This window comes from Streptomyces sp. NPDC002054, assembly GCF_040296685.1.
Lineage (GTDB): Bacteria > Actinomycetota > Actinomycetes > Streptomycetales > Streptomycetaceae > Streptomyces.
The window spans coordinates 39,659-55,227 of the sequence record NZ_JBEOXT010000012.1 but is presented as its reverse complement, the minus strand read 5'-3'; the positions used below and the strand labels follow the sequence as shown (position 1 = coordinate 55,227).

Sequence of the window (15,569 nt, the reverse complement as noted above, 5' to 3'; positions counted from 1 at the left end):
GACAGCAGATCACCCGTGAGCCCCACGTCGATTCGCCTGATCGCACCCTCCGACGGCCCCGCGCTCGCCGGCCTGCTCTCCCGGGACAGGCAGGCGTATGCGCGCTGGATGCCCGACAGGCCCGCAGAGTTCTACACGCCCGAGGGGCAGGCCCCGGTCATCGAATCCCTGCTGGCCTCCCACGGCAATGGGCTCGCCTGGCCCGGCGTCGTGGTCTCCGACGGGACCGTCATCGGGCAGGTCACCATCAGCTCGGTCCTGCGCGGCCCGTTCCAGAAGGGATTCCTCGGCTACTGGGTCTCTTCCCGCCACCAGGGCCTCGGCCACACGAGCCGCGCCGTCGGCCTCGTGCTGCGGATCGCCGAGGACGAGCTGAACCTGCACCGGCTGGAGGCGCACACCCAGCTGGAGAACCTCGCCTCCCAGGCGGTCCTCCGCAAGCACGGATTCCGTTCCTGGGGCATCGCCCATGAGCACTTCTACGCCGACGGCGCATGGCGCGACGAAGTGTTCTGGGAACGGAAACTGTCCGGCAGGCCCGCCTCCTGAGCTCTCCGGCGGCGCCAGGTCCAGGTGGCCAGGGCACCGCCGGAGAGGAGCAGGAGGGCGCCTGCGGCCGGCCAGGGCACCGCCACGAAGTCCGTACGCGCCTTGGCCGCCAGGTCCGGGTGGTCCACCGCACCGGCGGTGAGGGTCACCGTGACCCGGTCGAGCTGCGGGGAGTCCTGCCACGGTTCGGTCAGCTCGACCCGCTGCCCGGGCAGCAGCACCAGCTTCAGGTCCCGGGCCGGCCGGTTCAGCACCGTACGCCCGAACAGGCCCTCGGCGCGCACCGACACCTTTGGGCCGAGCACCACATTGCCCCGGTTGACCAGCGCGTACGACACGGTGGCGGACGCCTTGCCGGTCCAGGGCAGCACCGGCGCACTCCGCTTGACCCGTACGTTCTCCACGCTCAGCCCGGGGGTCACAGGGCCGGGCACCCGGAAGTAGATCCGCGCGCCGACCGAGCGCCGCACCCCGACCTTGACCTTGTCCTCGCCCTCCACACCCTCGATCGCCGTGCCCAGGGCGACGATGCCGCCCACATGGTCACCGGGGGTCGCGTCCTCCGGAACCCTGATGGTGAACGGGATGTCCTTGCGCCCCTTGGCGGGGACGGTGACCGTCCCGGCGGCCTCCGGTCCCAGCCCGATCCAGGTGCCGAGATCCTTCGGGCGGGTCTCGGCCGGCAGCAGGGCGAACGCACCGCCCACCGGGGTGTTCACGGCGTCGGTGGCGAAGACCTTGAACGACAGCTCCCGGTCGGAGGAGTTGTGCACGGTGACGCTGTCGCTGACCGTGCTGCCCGCCGCCCCCTGGTGGAAGAAGTACGCCCGGTCGGGCATCGCAGCGCCCGCCGGCGGGGTCGGGAAGACGCCCCAGCTGCCGTTGTCCGCGGCCCGGGCCGCGGTGGCCGGTATGAGACCCGCGGCGAGCAGGCCCAGAAGCAGCAGCAGGAGCAGCAGCAGCCGGAGTGCGGGGAGCAGGGAGCGGCGGGCGGTGCGGGTGGCCATGGGCGCGGTCTCCAGACAGGGAAGGGTGGTGCGGGGCCGGAGCCCCGCACCACCCGGGATCGGGCCGGTCAGGCGACCGAGAAGGTCACGACCGACTGGTAGGTGTCGGCGAACATGAACGACGGGAGCTGGATCATCCCGGCGCCGCCGACGGCGAACTCGCCACCGGTCAGCTGGTCGCCACCCGCGGCCTGGGAGGCCACCTTCATCGGGGTGTCGGTGATCGCCCCCGGTGCACCGGCGGTGCAGGTGCTCGGGCTGTCCGGGTTGGTGACGGTGCAGCTCGGCTGGATGCCGATCTGCGCGTTGGCCATCGAGTGGCCGGTGGCCTCGTTCAGGAACGGCGTGCGGGTGGCGGTGACGTCCCAGCCGAGGCTGCCGCCGCGGAAGTCCTGCACGGTGGCGGCGTTGAACTGGCCGATGACCGACTGCGGCTTTCCGTTGATGGTGACCTTGCCCCACTCGGAGGCCGGGAAGCCGTCCTTCGGACCGATGCCCAGCGGGCCGGGCAGCACCTCGACGTCGACCGGGTTCTTCACGCCGGCCTGTTCCTCGACGAAGACGAAGGACTTCGCCGGGCCGGTCGAACCGTCGATCTTGATCGCGTCGGCCTTCTTGGTGACCGTCAGGGTGCAGGAGGCGGCCCCGGAGGCGTCCGCGCTGCCGGCACCGGTGTCACCGGTGGCCGTGCCGCCGAGCTGCGCGGAACAGGTGACCGGCCCGGCCGGGAAGTTGGCGCCGGAGACCACCACGGAGGTGCCCGCCTTGCCGCTGTTCGGCGTCAGCTTGGTGGTGACCGGGTCCTTCGGCAGGGCCTCGACCGCGATCGAGCCGAGCGAGGCGCTCGGGCGCGGGACCGGCGTACAGGTCGTGGTGAAGACGGAGGCGCCGAGCTTGGCGTCCGTCACGATCAGGTCGAGCTTGACGTCGACGGTGGTGCCCTCGCTGCCGTCCGGCACCTTGATGGTCTTGGTGACCGGCTTGGGGTCGAGCGGCACACCGGGGGTGACGGTGACCGTCTCCGGGTCGCCGACGATGGTCTGCTTGGCGCTGCCCACCACCAGGGTGATCTTGGTGGTGTTCTCGGTGGTTACTGCGAACTGCGGCAGCAGGGGGCTCGGGCCCGGGTCCACCGTGATGGGCACGGTGTCGCCGGCCTTGGCCGTGTCGGGCAGCGTGACCGTGAAGGTCTGGTTGCCCGAACCGTCCGGCTGGGGATCCGGAGCGTCGCACTGCACGAAGACGGTCGTGGTCTTGGTCGCCGCCTGTGCCGTTCCCGCCAGGCCCGCCACGCCACCCGTCAGGGCCAGGGAGAGGGCTCCCGCCCCGGCCAGAACTCTTCGCCGAAATGTTCTCGTACTCACTGGGTCGCGACTCCTTCGTCATGACGAACCCTCCCCCCACCCGCTGTGCGGGGGAGGCCGAGCCGGTGCGGTGGCCGACATTGACGCTTTGCCGTCATGAGAAGTCAATGGATTGCTTTCGCCCGAAGCGCACAGAAATTGATGTCCCATCAGGCCGGGGCAGGCCGGGTGGGGGCGGGTGGTGCCGGGTGGTGCCGGGTGGGGCCTATTCGGGGACGGCGGGCAAGGTCGCGTGCTCCGTCGGGACCTGGAGCAGCCGGTTCGCGGTGCCGGCCGGCACTCCGCCGATCCGGTCCGGGGCCGAGGACCGGACGAGCTCCGCTGCGACCTGGGCCGGAGTGGCCGCCGGCTGCCGGGCCAGGACCAGGGCAGCGGCACCCGCCGCCTGCGGGGCAGCCATGGAGGTGCCGGACAGGGTGCGGACCGCCTCCCGGCTGCCGGCCCAGGCCGAGGTGACGCCCACCCCCGGAGCGAACACGTCCACACAGGAGCCGTGGTTGGAGAAGCCGGCCCGCCGGTCCCCGGAGTCCGTGGCGCCGACCGTCAGGGCCTCGGGCACCGAGCCCGGGGAGGAGGTGCAGGCGTCCAGGTTGTCGTTGCCCGCGGCGGCCGTGAAGGTGATGCCCCGGGCCACCGCCCGGCGTACGGCGCGGTCCATGACGAAGCTCTGGCCGCCGCCCATGCTCATGTTGGCCACCGCGGGGCCGGCCGGGCGGGCGGTGGCGTGGTGCCGCACCATCCAGTCGATGCCCGAGAGGATCCCGGAGAGACTGCCGTAGCCCTCGCAGTCGGCCACCTTCACCGACACCAGCCGTACGCCCTTGGCCACCCCGTACGTGGCACCGCCCGCGGTCGCCGCGACGTGCGAGCCGTGGCCGTTGCAGTCGGCGGGCCCCTCGTGGCGCACCGCGTTCGCGCCGCTCACGGCCCGGCCCCCGAACTCCCGGTGGTCGGTGTTGATTCCGGTGTCCAGGACGTAGACCGTCACGCCCGCGCCCGTGGTGCCGTAGGTGTACGAGCCGTCGAGCGGGAGGTCGGGCTGGTCGACCCGGTCCAGTTGCCAGGGGGCCGCCGGCTGGGTGTCGCTGATCCGGAAGCGGGTGTCGGGCTCGACCCGGTCCACGCGGGGGTCGGCGGCGTAGGCGGCGGCCCGGGCCGGGGTGGTGCGTACGGCGAAACCGTTCAGCGCGGCACCGAAGACGGGGCCGACCTCCTCGCCGGCCTCGGCCGCCTCGGCGGCCAGGGAGCGGGTGAGGGCGCGCGGGGCGGTGTCCTTGAGGACGACGACGTAGGGGGCGGCCGGTGCTTCGGGTGCCTTTGGCGCCGCGGCGGAACCCGGGTCGGCGGGGGGTTGGGCGGGCAGGGTCACGGCCGTCAACAGGGCTGCGGCCGGGAGCAGTACGGAGAGTGCGGTCATGCGGCGATGCTGAACGAGGGCCACCCGGGCCGCACCGAGGGTGCGCCGAGTGGCCGCACGACACGCCCTCCCGGTGGGCGTGCTACCGGTGCGGTGCGACCGCGGTGACGGCCAGGGCCGCCGCGTAGCCGGCCGGGGCCGGCAGGTCGGTCAGCGTCCAGTCCGGGACGGGGGCGGGCACCGGGCCCGAGCCCACGTACGGTTCGGCCAGCCCGCCCGTCAGGCCCGCCCCGGTGGCCTTGAGGCAGGCCTCCTTGCGGGACCAGATCCGGGCGAGTGCGGCCGGGCGGTCCGGCTCGGGCAGGGCCGACAGCTCCGCGGTCTCCCGCGGGTGCAGGGTGTCCAGGACGTCGGCCACGGCGGTCGGCGCCGGCATCGCCTCGACGTCCACGCCGACCGGCACGCCCGCGAAGGCGAGGTAGGCGGAGTCCGCGCTGTGCGAGAGGGAGAAGTGCAGGCCGCTGGCGCCGGCGACGACCGGGCGGCCGTGCGGGCCGCCGCAGCCGTGGCAGTCCTCCCGGACCAGGGGGACCTCCTCCGGCGGCAGGTCCAGATAGCGGCCGAGCAGGATGCGCAGGCCGAGGTGCGAGGCCAGGTAGCGCTGCCGATGGCCCGGCCGGATCAGCCGGTCCGCCCGCTCGCGCTCGGCCGCGTCCAGCACCGCGACGGCCTCGGCCACCGGGTGCCCGCCCACAACGGGGAGCGTGGTGTCCAGGGACCACACGGCCACGGCGGTGCCAGTGGGGCGCGCGCCGGTCGCGGGGCGGGCCCCGCCGAGTGGGTTCACGTACTCGGTCACCCGATGAGAGTACGAGAGGCGGGCCCGGTGGGAGCCACCGGTCGCCGCACCCCGTCGCGCGGCGGAGGCGTACGCCGCGTCGTGGCCGCGGCCCGGCAGCCGCAGCCCGCCGCGCGGCAGGTGCCATGCGGCTGCCGCCGCTGCTGCCGGACCCGAAGATGCCGTGCACCTTCCCGTGCCCGCGGCGGAGGCTCCGCCTCCGAGAACCGAGCCCGGATGGGCTCCGCCCCCGTGTGGACCCCGGGGTGGGCTCCGCGCCCGGGCGGCTTCGCCCCGGGCGGGCTCATGCCCGGGTGGGCTCGTGCCCGGGCGGGGCCCGGGTTGGGCTCCGCCGCGTGCGGGTTCGCCCCGGGCGGGCTTCGCTCCCGGGGTTGGGCTCCGCCCCCCGGGCTCCGCCTCGGGGTGGGCCCCGCCCCCGGGCGGGCTTTGCCCTTAGGGGGCGTTGGCCCGGGGGTGGGCTTCGCCCCCCGGGCTTCGCCCCCCGGGCTTCGCCCCCCGGGCTTCGCCCCCCGGGCTTCGCCCCCCCCGGGCTTCGCCCCCCCCGGGCTCCGCCCCCCCGGGCTCCGCCTCGGGTGGGCTTTGCCCCCGGGCGGGCTTCGCAGCGCGGTTCGCTTGGCCCCCGCCGGCGGGGATGGCGTCAACCAGAGGGCTGCGTGCGGTGGTTCGAGGGGGCTGCGGGGGTGCTGGGGTGCGGTATTAGTGCCTCCGCGGGCCCGGTTGCCGGGCCGTTGCCGGGTTCGCTGGAGGAACGTGATGCGCCGACCGTACGTTGTTGTTCCCGCCCTTGTGGCGCTCGTGGCGGCGTTCGCCGCAGCCGCACCGGCCGGCGCCGTTCCTGCCGACAAGCCGCAGGTGCTCAGCCGTTGGACCCAGGTCGGCGCCGCCAGTGAGCAGGAGTGGCTGGCGGCCCGGGCGGATCGGGCGGGGTGGGTCGCGTATGCCTTTGACTGGACGACCGACCATTGCTCCTCCTCGCCGGACAACCCCTTCGGGTTTCCCTTCCAGACCGCCTGCGCCCGCCACGACTTCGGCTACCGCAACTACCGCCGGGCCGGTGCCTACGAGGCCAACAAACCCCGCATCGACGAGGCCTTCCACGCCGACCTCAAGCGGGTCTGCGCCCGCTACTCCGGGGCGCGCAAGGTCTCCTGCGACGGCACCGCGTGGACCTACTACCGGGCGGTCAAGGCCTTCGGTGTCTCCGGGAAGCCGGACCCCCGGAACTGACCCGGTGTGGCCCGCCCACACAATTCCGCCCTGCCGGACCCCCGATGACCGGCTCCCTCACCGGGCTGTGGTGACGACGTCACCACCCCTCGGGTGAGGGTGTGTGACCGGCGGCCCTCGTGCACGAGGGGTCCGGAAGCCAAGCTGGAAGTGACCTGGCGGACGAGGGAAGAGGCGGGGGCATGGGCAGCTCGCGACTGGCGGAGCGACGCACACGGCCGCAGTATGCAGCGGAGGTGGATGCGGTCGGTCATGTCTGCGCCGCCGTATTCGACACGCTGCCGCGCGCCGACCAGCGGCGCAAGGCGGAGCTCTACGTCCGGGGCCTGCTGACCGCGCCCGGCCGGAAGTCCATGCGCAGCATTGCCGCGCACGCCGGCATGGCGGCGGGGGAGCAGAGCCTGCACCACTTCATCAGCTGCTCGACCTGGGACTGGCAGTCGGTACGGGAGGCGCTGGCCGTCTACCTGGACCGGACGGTCGGCCTCCGGGCCTGGGTGGTCAAGCCGATGGTGATCCCCAAGTCGGGGGCGCACACGGTCGGGGTGGAGCGCCGCTTCGACGCCCGGCTGGGTCACATGGTCAACGGGCAGCAGGCGTTCGGCGCCTGGGCCGTCGGCGACGAGGTCAGCGCACCGGTCGGCTGGTCCCTGCACCTGCCCGCCGAGACCACCCTCGCCGACTGCGCGGCCCGGTCCGTACTGGACCTCACCGGGTCGGGGATGCTGCGCCGGCTGCCGGTGGTACTGGACGCGGTGCAGGGCGGGCCGGAGGAGCTCCCGCAGCAGTTCGCGGCGGCCGGGCTGCCGTTCGTGATGCGGATCGCCGGGAGCACGCCGGTGACCGTCATCGACCCGCACCTGCCGGGTATCGGCCGCGCCCGGAACCGGGCCGGTACCGTGATGGAGGCGGCCCGGATGCTGCGCCGCCCGGTCCGCTACGCCGACGGGGTCGACGGCTCGATGCGGACCGGCTTCACGGCGGCGGTGCGGGTGGAGACGCCCACCCGCACGGGCGGTGGCCCGGCGCGCCCCCTGATGCTGCTTGCGGAATGGAGCGATCCGCGCCGCCGGCCCGACCGGATCCTGCTGACCGACCTGGTCACGGCGCCGCCGGCCGGGCTGCTGCGGCTGGCGGAGCTGTCCCGCCGGGTGGACCGGGACTTCGCCGGGATCTCCGAGCGGGTCGGCATGCGCGACTTCGAGGGGCGGTCCTTCCCGGGCTGGCACCGGCACGTCACCCTGGCCTCGGCCGCCCACGCGGTGTGCGCCCTAGGTGGGGAACCGCGCACCGCGGTGGGCTACGCCACGGCCGGTGTCCCGGCGACAGGACACGCGATGGTGACCGCACCACCGGTGGCGGGCCTGCCGATGGTGGGTTACGGCGCACCCAGACGGTCCGCGTGAGCGTTCTCGCCCGTCACCGGGGCCGGCACGTCCGGCCGGAGGGTGTCACGGGTGCGGTGCAGCCGGAGTGCGAGCTGCACCTCCAGGGCGCGGGCCGGCTCCTGCCAGTCCTCGCCCAGCAGCGCGGTGATCCGCTCCAGCCGCCGGGAGACCGTGTTGGGGTGGACGTGCAGGGTCTCGGCGGCATGGGTGGGGCTGCTGCCGGACTCGAAATAGGCCTCCAGGGTCAGCACCAGGTTGGTGAACCGGTGGCTGTCGTAGTCGATGACGGGTCCGATGGTGTCGGCGATATATCCGCCGACGCTGTGGTGGTCCCCGAGCAGCAGCCCGAGGAAGCCGAGTTCGTTCGCGGCGGCCGTGGTGCCGGTGCTGCCGAGTGCGGTGAGCGCGCCCAGGCAGCGGACCGCCTCGGCGTGCGCCGGTTCGATGTCCGCCAGCCCGGTGGTGGGACCGGCCGCGCCGACCGTCACCGGATGTCCGAGCAGCGGAGACAGCTCCTCGGACACCTGACGGGCGGTCGCCCCCGGGTTGTCGGAGGGCAGCAGCAGGGTGAGGCAGCCGCCGCGTACGGTGGACAGGCCGCCGGCGCGCAGCGCGTAGGACGAGGCCCACACCACCGCCCGGCCCTGCGAGCCGCCCTCGGGGCGGATGACCGCCACGGCGTACGGGCGTTCCACGTCGAGACCGAGCCGGCGGGCCCGGTCGCGGAGCTGCGCCAACGGCCGGCCGGGCACCGTCAGCAGGTCCTCGAAGAACTCCTCGCGCACCTGGCTCTCGGCCACCGCCGTATTACGGTGCATCAGCATCAGCACACCGGTGGTGCCCGCGGTCAGGCGCAGCAGCCGCAGCCCGCTGTCGGAGAGCGGATCCCCGGTGTGCAGCAGGACGCAGCCCAGGCATTCGGTGCCGGCGGCGACCGGGGCGAGCCACAGGTCCGGGCCGAACTGCACCGGCCGGCGGGCCACATGGGTTTCCAGGACGGCCTGTGCCGTCTCCTCCGGACCGGGCACGGTGGGGGGAAGCGGCCCGGTCGCGGACAGCACCCGGCCGTCGGGGTCGAGTGCGGCGGCGGTGCCGCCCAGGGTTTCGGCGGCCAGCGCGAGCAGCTGGCCGAGATCGCCGCCGGCCAGCAGCAGGTCCGTCATCCGCGCGTGCGCGTCGTTGGCCCGCCGCTCCGAGACCAGGTCCGACTTGGCCTGCGAGGTGTAGCGCTCCAGGTCGGCGATGTCGGCACGGGCCCGGCTGAGCACCCGGGTCTTCTCGATGGCCACCGAGGCGAGATCGCCCAGCGAGGCCATCAGCGCGATCTCGTCCGGGGTGAAGTGCCGGATGGTGCGGTCGGCGGCATAGAGCACGCCCAGGGCGACACCGCGATGGCGCAGCGGTACGGCGACGATGGCGCGCAGCCCTTCGGCGCGGACCACCTCGTCGATCACGGAATGGTGCGAGACGCGCTCGTCGGCCAGATAGTCCGGGCTCCAGAAGGGGGCGCTGCTGGTTCTGACCGAACCGCCCAGACCGGAGCCGCCGGGCACCCGGAAGCCCACGGTCAGCGAGGTGGCATGGCCGTCCGCGGTCCGTACGTAGCTGTCGCCCGTCTCCTCGTCGTGGAAGCTGATGTACGCCATGTCCAGGTTGAGCAGCAGCCGGGCACGGCGGGCGATCACCCGGAGCAGGGCGTCCAGGTCGTACGGCAGGGTGAGGTCGTGGGCGGTGTCCACCAGGGCGGAGAGCACGGCCTCCCGCTGCTGCCGGCGGCCCAGTTGCTCGCGCACGTCGGCGGCGAGCCGCAGCGCCTGGTCGAGCTCTTCGCGCCGGGCTCGGCTCGCGCCGGAGCGGCCCGCCGGGCCGAGGAGATCCTCGAAGGCGCCGGCCGGGGCTTCGCGCGCGAGTAGTTCCAAAACAGTCAGTATGCCGGTTTGCGTCGGCTGCGCATCTAATGCCATGGGGTTGTTTCCTCACGTGTGGGGGGTGCACAACCTCGCTGGCTGGAATCTAGGTGACGTCACTCTCCATGGTCAATTGTCAATGGGCCGTGGTTAAAGAGGAGTTGAAGATTCCGTCTGCATGGTCTTTTGTAAGCCAATGATCCGATTCTGCGGGGCGGGCAGTGGCCGGAACACCACCCTGGGGCCCATGTTGTGTGGAGGGCTCACCTTCTGTATCCCGTCATGCCCGAAGCAGACTTCCTGGCACGCCTACTCGACCACATCTCGAGTGACATTCCAGGAGGGGGAAACATGTCCCAGGCCACCGTCGCATCCGACGCCGCGGCGCTCGTCAACGCCTACCCCACCCACGAGGTGCGCGACTACCAGCGTTCACTGGCCCGCAGTGTGGAGTCCCGCACCCGCGCCGACCGGCCGCACCAGTTCCAGCTGAGGGGCCGTACCTGGGACCTGCTGGACGAGGTCTTCGCCCCCATCTACTCGCCCAGCACCTCCATCGCACTGGACTTCCTCGGGTGGACCGACACCGTGGAGACCCCCCGCTCCGGTTCCATGCTGGAGATCGGCTGCGGCACCGGTGTGATCTCCGTGATGGGCGCCCTGGCCGGCTGCCGGCGGGTGGTCGCCGCGGACATCAACCCGCACGCCGTGGACAACGCCCGGCTGAACGCCCACCGCCACGGTGTCACCGCCCGGGTGGAGGCCGTACACAGCGACCTGTTCTCGGCGATCGACCCGCAGGAACGATTCGACCTGATCTTCTTCAGCTCCAACTACGTTCTGGCGCCCGCCGGTCACCACTACGCCTCCGAGCACGACAAGGCCTATGTGGACCCCGGCTACTCCGTGCACCGCCGCTACCTCGCCGAGGTCTGCGAGCGGCTGACCCTCAACGGCTCGGCCCTGCTGCACTTCAGCTCCCGCGGCGACCTGGACCTCCTCCGGCAGCTGGCTGCCGAGACCGGCCGCAAGCTGCTCACCCTGGTCACCCGTCAGGTCAGGGAGAACGACCACCCGGTGGACCACATCCTCATGGCGATCGTGCCCGCCAGGTGACCCACCGCCCCCCGCACCGCCCCCAGCTCTTACGCCCCTCTACATCCGCGAGGACTGCTGCCGTGCGCACCCTGCTCGTCGACAACTACGACTCCTTCACCTACAACCTGTTCCACCAGATCACCGAGGTCACCGGGATCGAACCGGTGGTGCTGCGCAACGACGAGGCGACCTGGAGACCGGGCCTGCTCGACGCCTTCGACGCGGTGGTGCTCTCCCCGGGACCGGGAACCCCCGACCGGGCGGCCGACTTCGGCATCTGCCGCGACATCCTGGACCACTCCGACCTGCCGCTGCTCGGCATCTGCCTGGGACACCAGGGCATGGCCCGGGCCCACGGCGGCCGTGTGGTCCGCGCCCCCGAGCCGCGCCACGGCCGGACCTCCCCGGTCATCCACGACGGCAGCGGACTGTTCGCCGGACTGCCCTCCCCCTTCGACGTCGTGCGCTACCACTCGCTGGCCGTCGCCGACCTGCCCGCCGAGCTGGAGGCCACCGGCTGGAGCCCGGACGGTGTGGTGATGGGCCTGCGCCACCGCTCCCGGCCGCACTGGGGGCTGCAGTTCCACCCCGAGTCGATCGCGACCACGTACGGCCACGAACTGATCGCCAACTTCCGGCGGCTGGCCGTCGAGCACCACGCGCAGCACGGCGGGCGCCGGCTCGCGCCGGGTGTGACCCTGCCCCCGGCCCCGGCCCCGGCGGTCGTACCGGCGGCGCCCGCGACGGCCGCTCCCGTCCGCCGGCTCCGGGTGCTCGCCGACATCCTCACCACCCGCTGGGACGACGAGGCTGTCTACGACCGGCTGTTCCGCTCCGGCCCGCACGGCTTCTGGCTCGACAGCAGCCGGTCCGACGGCCCCGACGGGCGCTTCTCCTACCTCGGCAACGCGGCCGGACCCCTCTCCCGCGTCGCCAAGGCCGACGTCACCAGCGGCACCGTCTCGGTCTACTCGGCCGGCGGCGTCCCCGAGCAGCTCGTCGCCGAGGACTTCCTCGACTGGATCGACCGCGACCTGCGCTCCTGCCGGACCGAAGTCCCGGAGCTTCCCTTCGACTTCGCCCTCGGCTGGGTCGGCTACCTCGGCTACGAGCTCAAGGCCCAGTGCGGCGGCGAGGCCGCGCACCGGGCCGAGGACCCGGACGCCGTCATGGTCTTCGCCGACCGCGCCGTGGTCCTCGACCACCACACCGGCACCACCTACCTTCTCGCCCTTGCGGAGGGGGGCGAGGAGGAGGCTGCCCGTGACTGGCTGGTCCGGACCGCGCGCACACTGACCGGCGAGCCCGTACCGCTGCCCCGGCCGGTCCGGCAGGAACCGCTCACCGGACTGCGGCTGCGCCACGACCGGTCCGCCTACCTCGACCTCATCGAGGAGTGCCACACCGAGATCGCGGCCGGCGAGACGTACGAGGTGTGCCTGACCAACCTCGCCGAGGCGGACGGCAGCCCCGACTCCTGGGAGACCTACCGGGCCCTGCGCCGCAGCCACCCGGCGCCGTTCGCCGCGCTGCTCCAGTTCGGCCGGACCCAGGTGCTCAGCACCTCGCCCGAGCGGTTCCTGCGGGTGGACGCCGAGGGCGTCGCCGAGTCCCGTCCCATCAAGGGCACCCGGCCGCGCGGCCGGACCGCGGCCGAGGACCTGGAGATCCGCCGCGAGCTGGCCTCCTGCGAGAAGGACCGCGCCGAGAACCTGATGATCGTCGACCTGGTCCGCAACGACCTGGGCCGGTGTGCCGAGCCCGGCAGCGTCGAGGCCGGGGACATCTTCCGGATCGAGAGCTACGCCACCGTCCACCAGCTGGTCTCCACGGTCACCGCCCGGCTGCGGGCCGGCCTGAGCGCGGTGGACTGCGTCCGGGCCGCCTTCCCCGGCGGCTCCATGACCGGCGCCCCCAAGCTCCGTACGATGCAGATCATCGACCGGCTGGAGGCCGGACCGCGGGGCATCTACGCCGGTGCCATCGGCTACTTCTCGCTCTCCGGCGCCTGCGACCTGTCCATCGTCATCCGCACCCTGGTGCTCACCCCCGGCCGGGTCCGGTACGGGATCGGCGGGGCGATCGTGGCCCTCTCCGACCCGGCTGCCGAGTTCGAGGAGACCGCGGTCAAGTCCGCCCCGCTGCTGGGGCTCACCGCAGGGGGCTTCCCCGGCCGGGCCGAGGTGCCGGTGGGTTCCGGGCTCTCCGGCTGAGGCCGCCGTACCACTGATCGGGATCCTGACCCCGGCCGGGCGCCAGCGGCCGGGGTCACCTGCCGTGCGGGGTCACCTGCCCTCCGGGTCACCTGCCGTACGGGGTCACCCGCCCTCCGGGCCGGCCAGCGCGCGGCCCACCGCGGCCACCAGCGACCGCCACTCCCGGTACTGCCGGCGGGGCGCCTCCGCCTCCAGGTTCTGCGCCAACTCCGGCCAGCGGACGCCCAGGTCCTCGATCCGGTCCAGATCGTCCCGGGCGCTCAAGTGACGTCCGGAGAGGGTGTCGCCCTCCATCAGCAGCGCCGTCTCCGCCAGCCTTCCCAGGCCGTCCTCGGTCAGGACGTGCACCGTGCCGGCCGCCACCAGCCCGCCCGAGGAGGCCGGTACGGAGGCCCCGTCGAGCGCCAGCGCCAGCCGCGGCGGCACGGCCCCGGCCCGGGCCAGCCGGGGCCAGCGAGGATCGTCGAACACCTGCTCGTGGACGGTGAAGGCCAGCCGGGCCACGGCGATTCCGGCCTGCCGGCATACGGCCTGCGCGACCCCGTCCGGCCGGGTGCCGGCCGGCAGGGCCGCCAGCACCTCCGCATCCACCACACCGACCGGAACCCGGACCGCGGAGGAGAGGCCGTGCAGCGGGCGGCCCGCCGCGAGGGCCGCCTCCAGCCCGTCGAACCAGGCCGCCAGCACCTCCCGGTACTGGCGGTCCGTGAAGACCGGGCCGGCACCGGCCCCGATGCCCTCCGCGAGGCAGCGGCGCAGCGCGGCCAGGCCCACCGGGTCGGCCGGGAACTGCACCAGCAGATTGGGGCGGTCCACGATCCAGTGCAGCCAGCGGGCCTCGGCCACCGCGGCGGCCGGATCCAGCGTCTGGCCGACCGCCGCGCACACCAGCCCCTCGGTACCCCGGCCGGTCCGCCACACCGGGTTCAGCGCGTCGCAGACCGCCCGCAGGTCGTCGGCGACCAGCGCCCGGGCGGCCTCCTCCGGGCCGGCTCCGAACGCGGCCAGATCGGCCAGCCGGTCGCGATACGCGGCCCCCCGACCCCCACTGACCGCGTCGGTGAGGCCGCCGAAGGAGAACGTCGCGCCGGTGACCCCGACTTCGCGGATCAGCCGGTCCAGGACGCCAGAGGACACCTGTCGGTGGCTCACGCCGTCCAGCCAGAGGGACACCCCTTCGGCGGCGAGCTGTCTCGCAGGATTGCTGGTCATCCTCGTTCTCAGATCCATCGGGCCCCCTCTCGCAGAGCCGCGCCCTGTTGTATTGGTGGGAGGCGAATCTATCCGCAGTCGTTGCCATGTGCATCTGTTGCGGAAGGTTTATGTCAGCTGGCTGTCAACTGGTGAAGTCATGCCGATGAATTGGTTGCCGAAAGCCGGGTGCCGGACAATTCCCGGGCCCGCAGAACCCGCTGTGAGCTGCGGTGGTGCCCGTCGATGGGCGAGCTGACACATTCTCCCGGATCCGGTGCCCCGAGGTGACAAACTTCCCGGTGCGCAGCGTTCCGCAGTTGTCGAAAACAGTCCTTGGCTGGTTGTTTGAAGGGTGGAAAGTCGGCGCCTCGGCGCCGCCGTTCGATTTCGGATATCCCCCCGACCTGTGTGGAGAATCGATCATGGCCAGTGCTGCCGCCGAGTCCTACTGGATCGTGGTGAACGACGAGGACCAGTATTCGATCTGGCCGGGTGACCAGCAGATTCCGGCGGGCTGGCAGTCGGTCGGCGATCGCGGCTCCAAAGAGGACTGCCTCGCCTGGATCGAGGAGAACTGGACCGACATGCGCCCGATGAGTCTGCGCCGGGCGCTGGACTCCGAGCGGCCGGCCGGCGGTGTCGCGGGCGCGGCCTGACAGGGAGCCATCTTTCATGATCCATTTAATGCACGACCGTCTCCAGGTGATCGCCCTGTGGAGCCCGCCGGGCTGCCGGGCCACCGCCCTCGAGCGGATGATGACCGAGCGGGGCGACCTCACCGTGCTGCACGAGCCGTTCACCAAGCTCGCGCTCACGGGGAGGTACAGCCACGAGGGCCGCTCGTACGGCACCGCAACCGCGCTGTTTGAATCCGTACTGGAACGAGCCGAGCGGCCCGGCGCCCATCCGGTCCTCTTCACCGACAGCACCGCCTTCCGGCACCCCGACCTGCTCATGGACACCCGCTTCACCTCCCGCATCCAGCACACCTTCCTCGTCCGCGACCCCGCCGAGGTCATCGCCGCGCACCGGGCCGGCGGACGGGAGACCGGCTCCGACGCGATCGGCTTCGGCAACTGCTGGGAGATCTTCGAGCTGGCCCGGATGGCCTCCGGTGCCATCCCGGTGGTGGTGGACGCCGCCGACCTGCCGACCCGGCCCGCCGCGGTGGCCGCCGCGTACGCCACCCACACGGGGCTGCCGTCGGCCGCCGAACCCGGCCGGTGGACCATGGAGGAGGAGTGGCTGCCGGCCGGTACGGGCAGCCTCGCCGACACGGTGCACGAGGACCCGCACCTGGCCGAGCTGTACGCCGACCAACTGCCCTACTACGCGTGGCTGAGCGCCCACCGCCTCGAACTCGAACCGGCGGTGACCCGGTGACCCGGTGATCCGGGCACCCG

Annotated in this window: 13 protein-coding genes; 7 read left to right on the top strand and 6 right to left on the bottom strand. The window is 73.0% G+C overall.

Annotated features, from left to right (window positions below; all coding sequences use genetic code 11):
- Nucleotides 1-15 precede the first annotated feature (15 nt).
- Nucleotides 16-549 (top strand): GNAT family N-acetyltransferase, encoded by a 534-nt coding sequence (locus ABT123_RS13375; protein ID WP_351312858.1) that lies wholly within the window; start codon nucleotides 16-18, stop codon nucleotides 547-549.
- Here the strand turns inward: ABT123_RS13375 and ABT123_RS13370 are convergent.
- The 4 genes from ABT123_RS13370 to ABT123_RS13355 form a co-directional block, all read right to left on the bottom strand.
- On the bottom strand, nucleotides 480-1,556 hold the full coding sequence (locus ABT123_RS13370; protein ID WP_351312856.1) for a WxL protein peptidoglycan domain-containing protein: 1,077 nt from the start codon (nucleotides 1,554-1,556) through the stop codon (nucleotides 480-482). The genes ABT123_RS13375 and ABT123_RS13370 overlap by 70 nt on opposite strands.
- A 68-nt stretch (nucleotides 1,557-1,624) precedes the next feature.
- Nucleotides 1,625-2,920, bottom strand: a complete 1,296-nt coding sequence (locus tag ABT123_RS13365; RefSeq protein ID WP_351312854.1) for a hypothetical protein — start codon at nucleotides 2,918-2,920, stop codon at nucleotides 1,625-1,627.
- Between the two features lie 205 nt (nucleotides 2,921-3,125).
- On the bottom strand, nucleotides 3,126-4,337 hold the full coding sequence (locus ABT123_RS13360; RefSeq protein WP_351312852.1) for a S8 family peptidase: 1,212 nt from the start codon (nucleotides 4,335-4,337) through the stop codon (nucleotides 3,126-3,128).
- Nucleotides 4,338-4,419: 82 nt separating this feature from the next.
- Nucleotides 4,420-5,136: a 4'-phosphopantetheinyl transferase family protein gene (locus ABT123_RS13355; RefSeq protein ID WP_351312851.1), complete on the bottom strand. Its 717-nt coding sequence runs from the start codon at nucleotides 5,134-5,136 to the stop codon at nucleotides 4,420-4,422.
- 753 nt (nucleotides 5,137-5,889) lie between these two features.
- On the opposite strand from ABT123_RS13355, the gene ABT123_RS13350 reads away from it, so the two are divergent.
- Complete coding sequence (locus ABT123_RS13350) at nucleotides 5,890-6,363, top strand: phospholipase (protein ID WP_351312849.1); 474 nt, start codon at nucleotides 5,890-5,892, stop codon at nucleotides 6,361-6,363.
- Between the two features lie 236 nt (nucleotides 6,364-6,599).
- Nucleotides 6,600-7,769 carry an IS701 family transposase gene (locus tag ABT123_RS13345; protein ID WP_351312847.1) on the top strand — a complete coding sequence of 390 codons (1,170 nt, stop codon included), beginning with the start codon at nucleotides 6,600-6,602 and terminating at the stop codon, nucleotides 7,767-7,769.
- On the opposite strand, the gene ABT123_RS13340 is transcribed toward ABT123_RS13345, so the two are convergent.
- Entirely contained in the window at nucleotides 7,742-9,670 is a 1,929-nt protein-coding gene (locus ABT123_RS13340; protein ID WP_351312845.1) for a helix-turn-helix domain-containing protein, read from the bottom strand. The two genes, ABT123_RS13345 and ABT123_RS13340, sit on opposite strands and share 28 nt — an antisense overlap.
- 339 nt (nucleotides 9,671-10,009) lie before the next feature.
- Here ABT123_RS13340 and ABT123_RS13335 point away from each other — a divergent pair, with 339 nt between their 5' ends.
- Together ABT123_RS13335 and pabB are read left to right on the top strand one after the other, a co-directional pair.
- A complete protein-coding gene (locus tag ABT123_RS13335; protein WP_351312843.1) occupies nucleotides 10,010-10,774 on the top strand; it encodes a methyltransferase domain-containing protein in 765 nt (254 codons plus the stop codon).
- Between the two features lie 62 nt (nucleotides 10,775-10,836).
- Complete coding sequence (pabB, locus tag ABT123_RS13330) at nucleotides 10,837-12,969, top strand: aminodeoxychorismate synthase component I (RefSeq protein ID WP_351312842.1); 2,133 nt, start codon at nucleotides 10,837-10,839, stop codon at nucleotides 12,967-12,969.
- Nucleotides 12,970-13,074: 105 nt separating this feature from the next.
- Here pabB and ABT123_RS13325 read toward each other — a convergent pair whose 3' ends face one another.
- Nucleotides 13,075-14,184 carry a transaldolase family protein gene (locus ABT123_RS13325; RefSeq protein WP_351312840.1) on the bottom strand — a complete coding sequence of 370 codons (1,110 nt, stop codon included), beginning with the start codon at nucleotides 14,182-14,184 and terminating at the stop codon, nucleotides 13,075-13,077.
- Between the two features lie 281 nt (nucleotides 14,185-14,465).
- Here ABT123_RS13325 and ABT123_RS13320 point away from each other — a divergent pair, with 281 nt between their 5' ends.
- Both ABT123_RS13320 and ABT123_RS13315 read left to right on the top strand, forming a co-directional pair.
- Nucleotides 14,466-14,822, top strand: a complete 357-nt coding sequence (locus tag ABT123_RS13320) for an MbtH family protein (RefSeq protein WP_351312838.1) — start codon at nucleotides 14,466-14,468, stop codon at nucleotides 14,820-14,822.
- Between the two features lie 28 nt (nucleotides 14,823-14,850).
- Nucleotides 14,851-15,549 carry a sulfotransferase-like domain-containing protein gene (locus ABT123_RS13315; RefSeq protein WP_351312836.1) on the top strand — a complete coding sequence of 233 codons (699 nt, stop codon included), beginning with the start codon at nucleotides 14,851-14,853 and terminating at the stop codon, nucleotides 15,547-15,549.
- The last annotated feature ends 20 nt before the right edge of the window (nucleotides 15,550-15,569 follow it).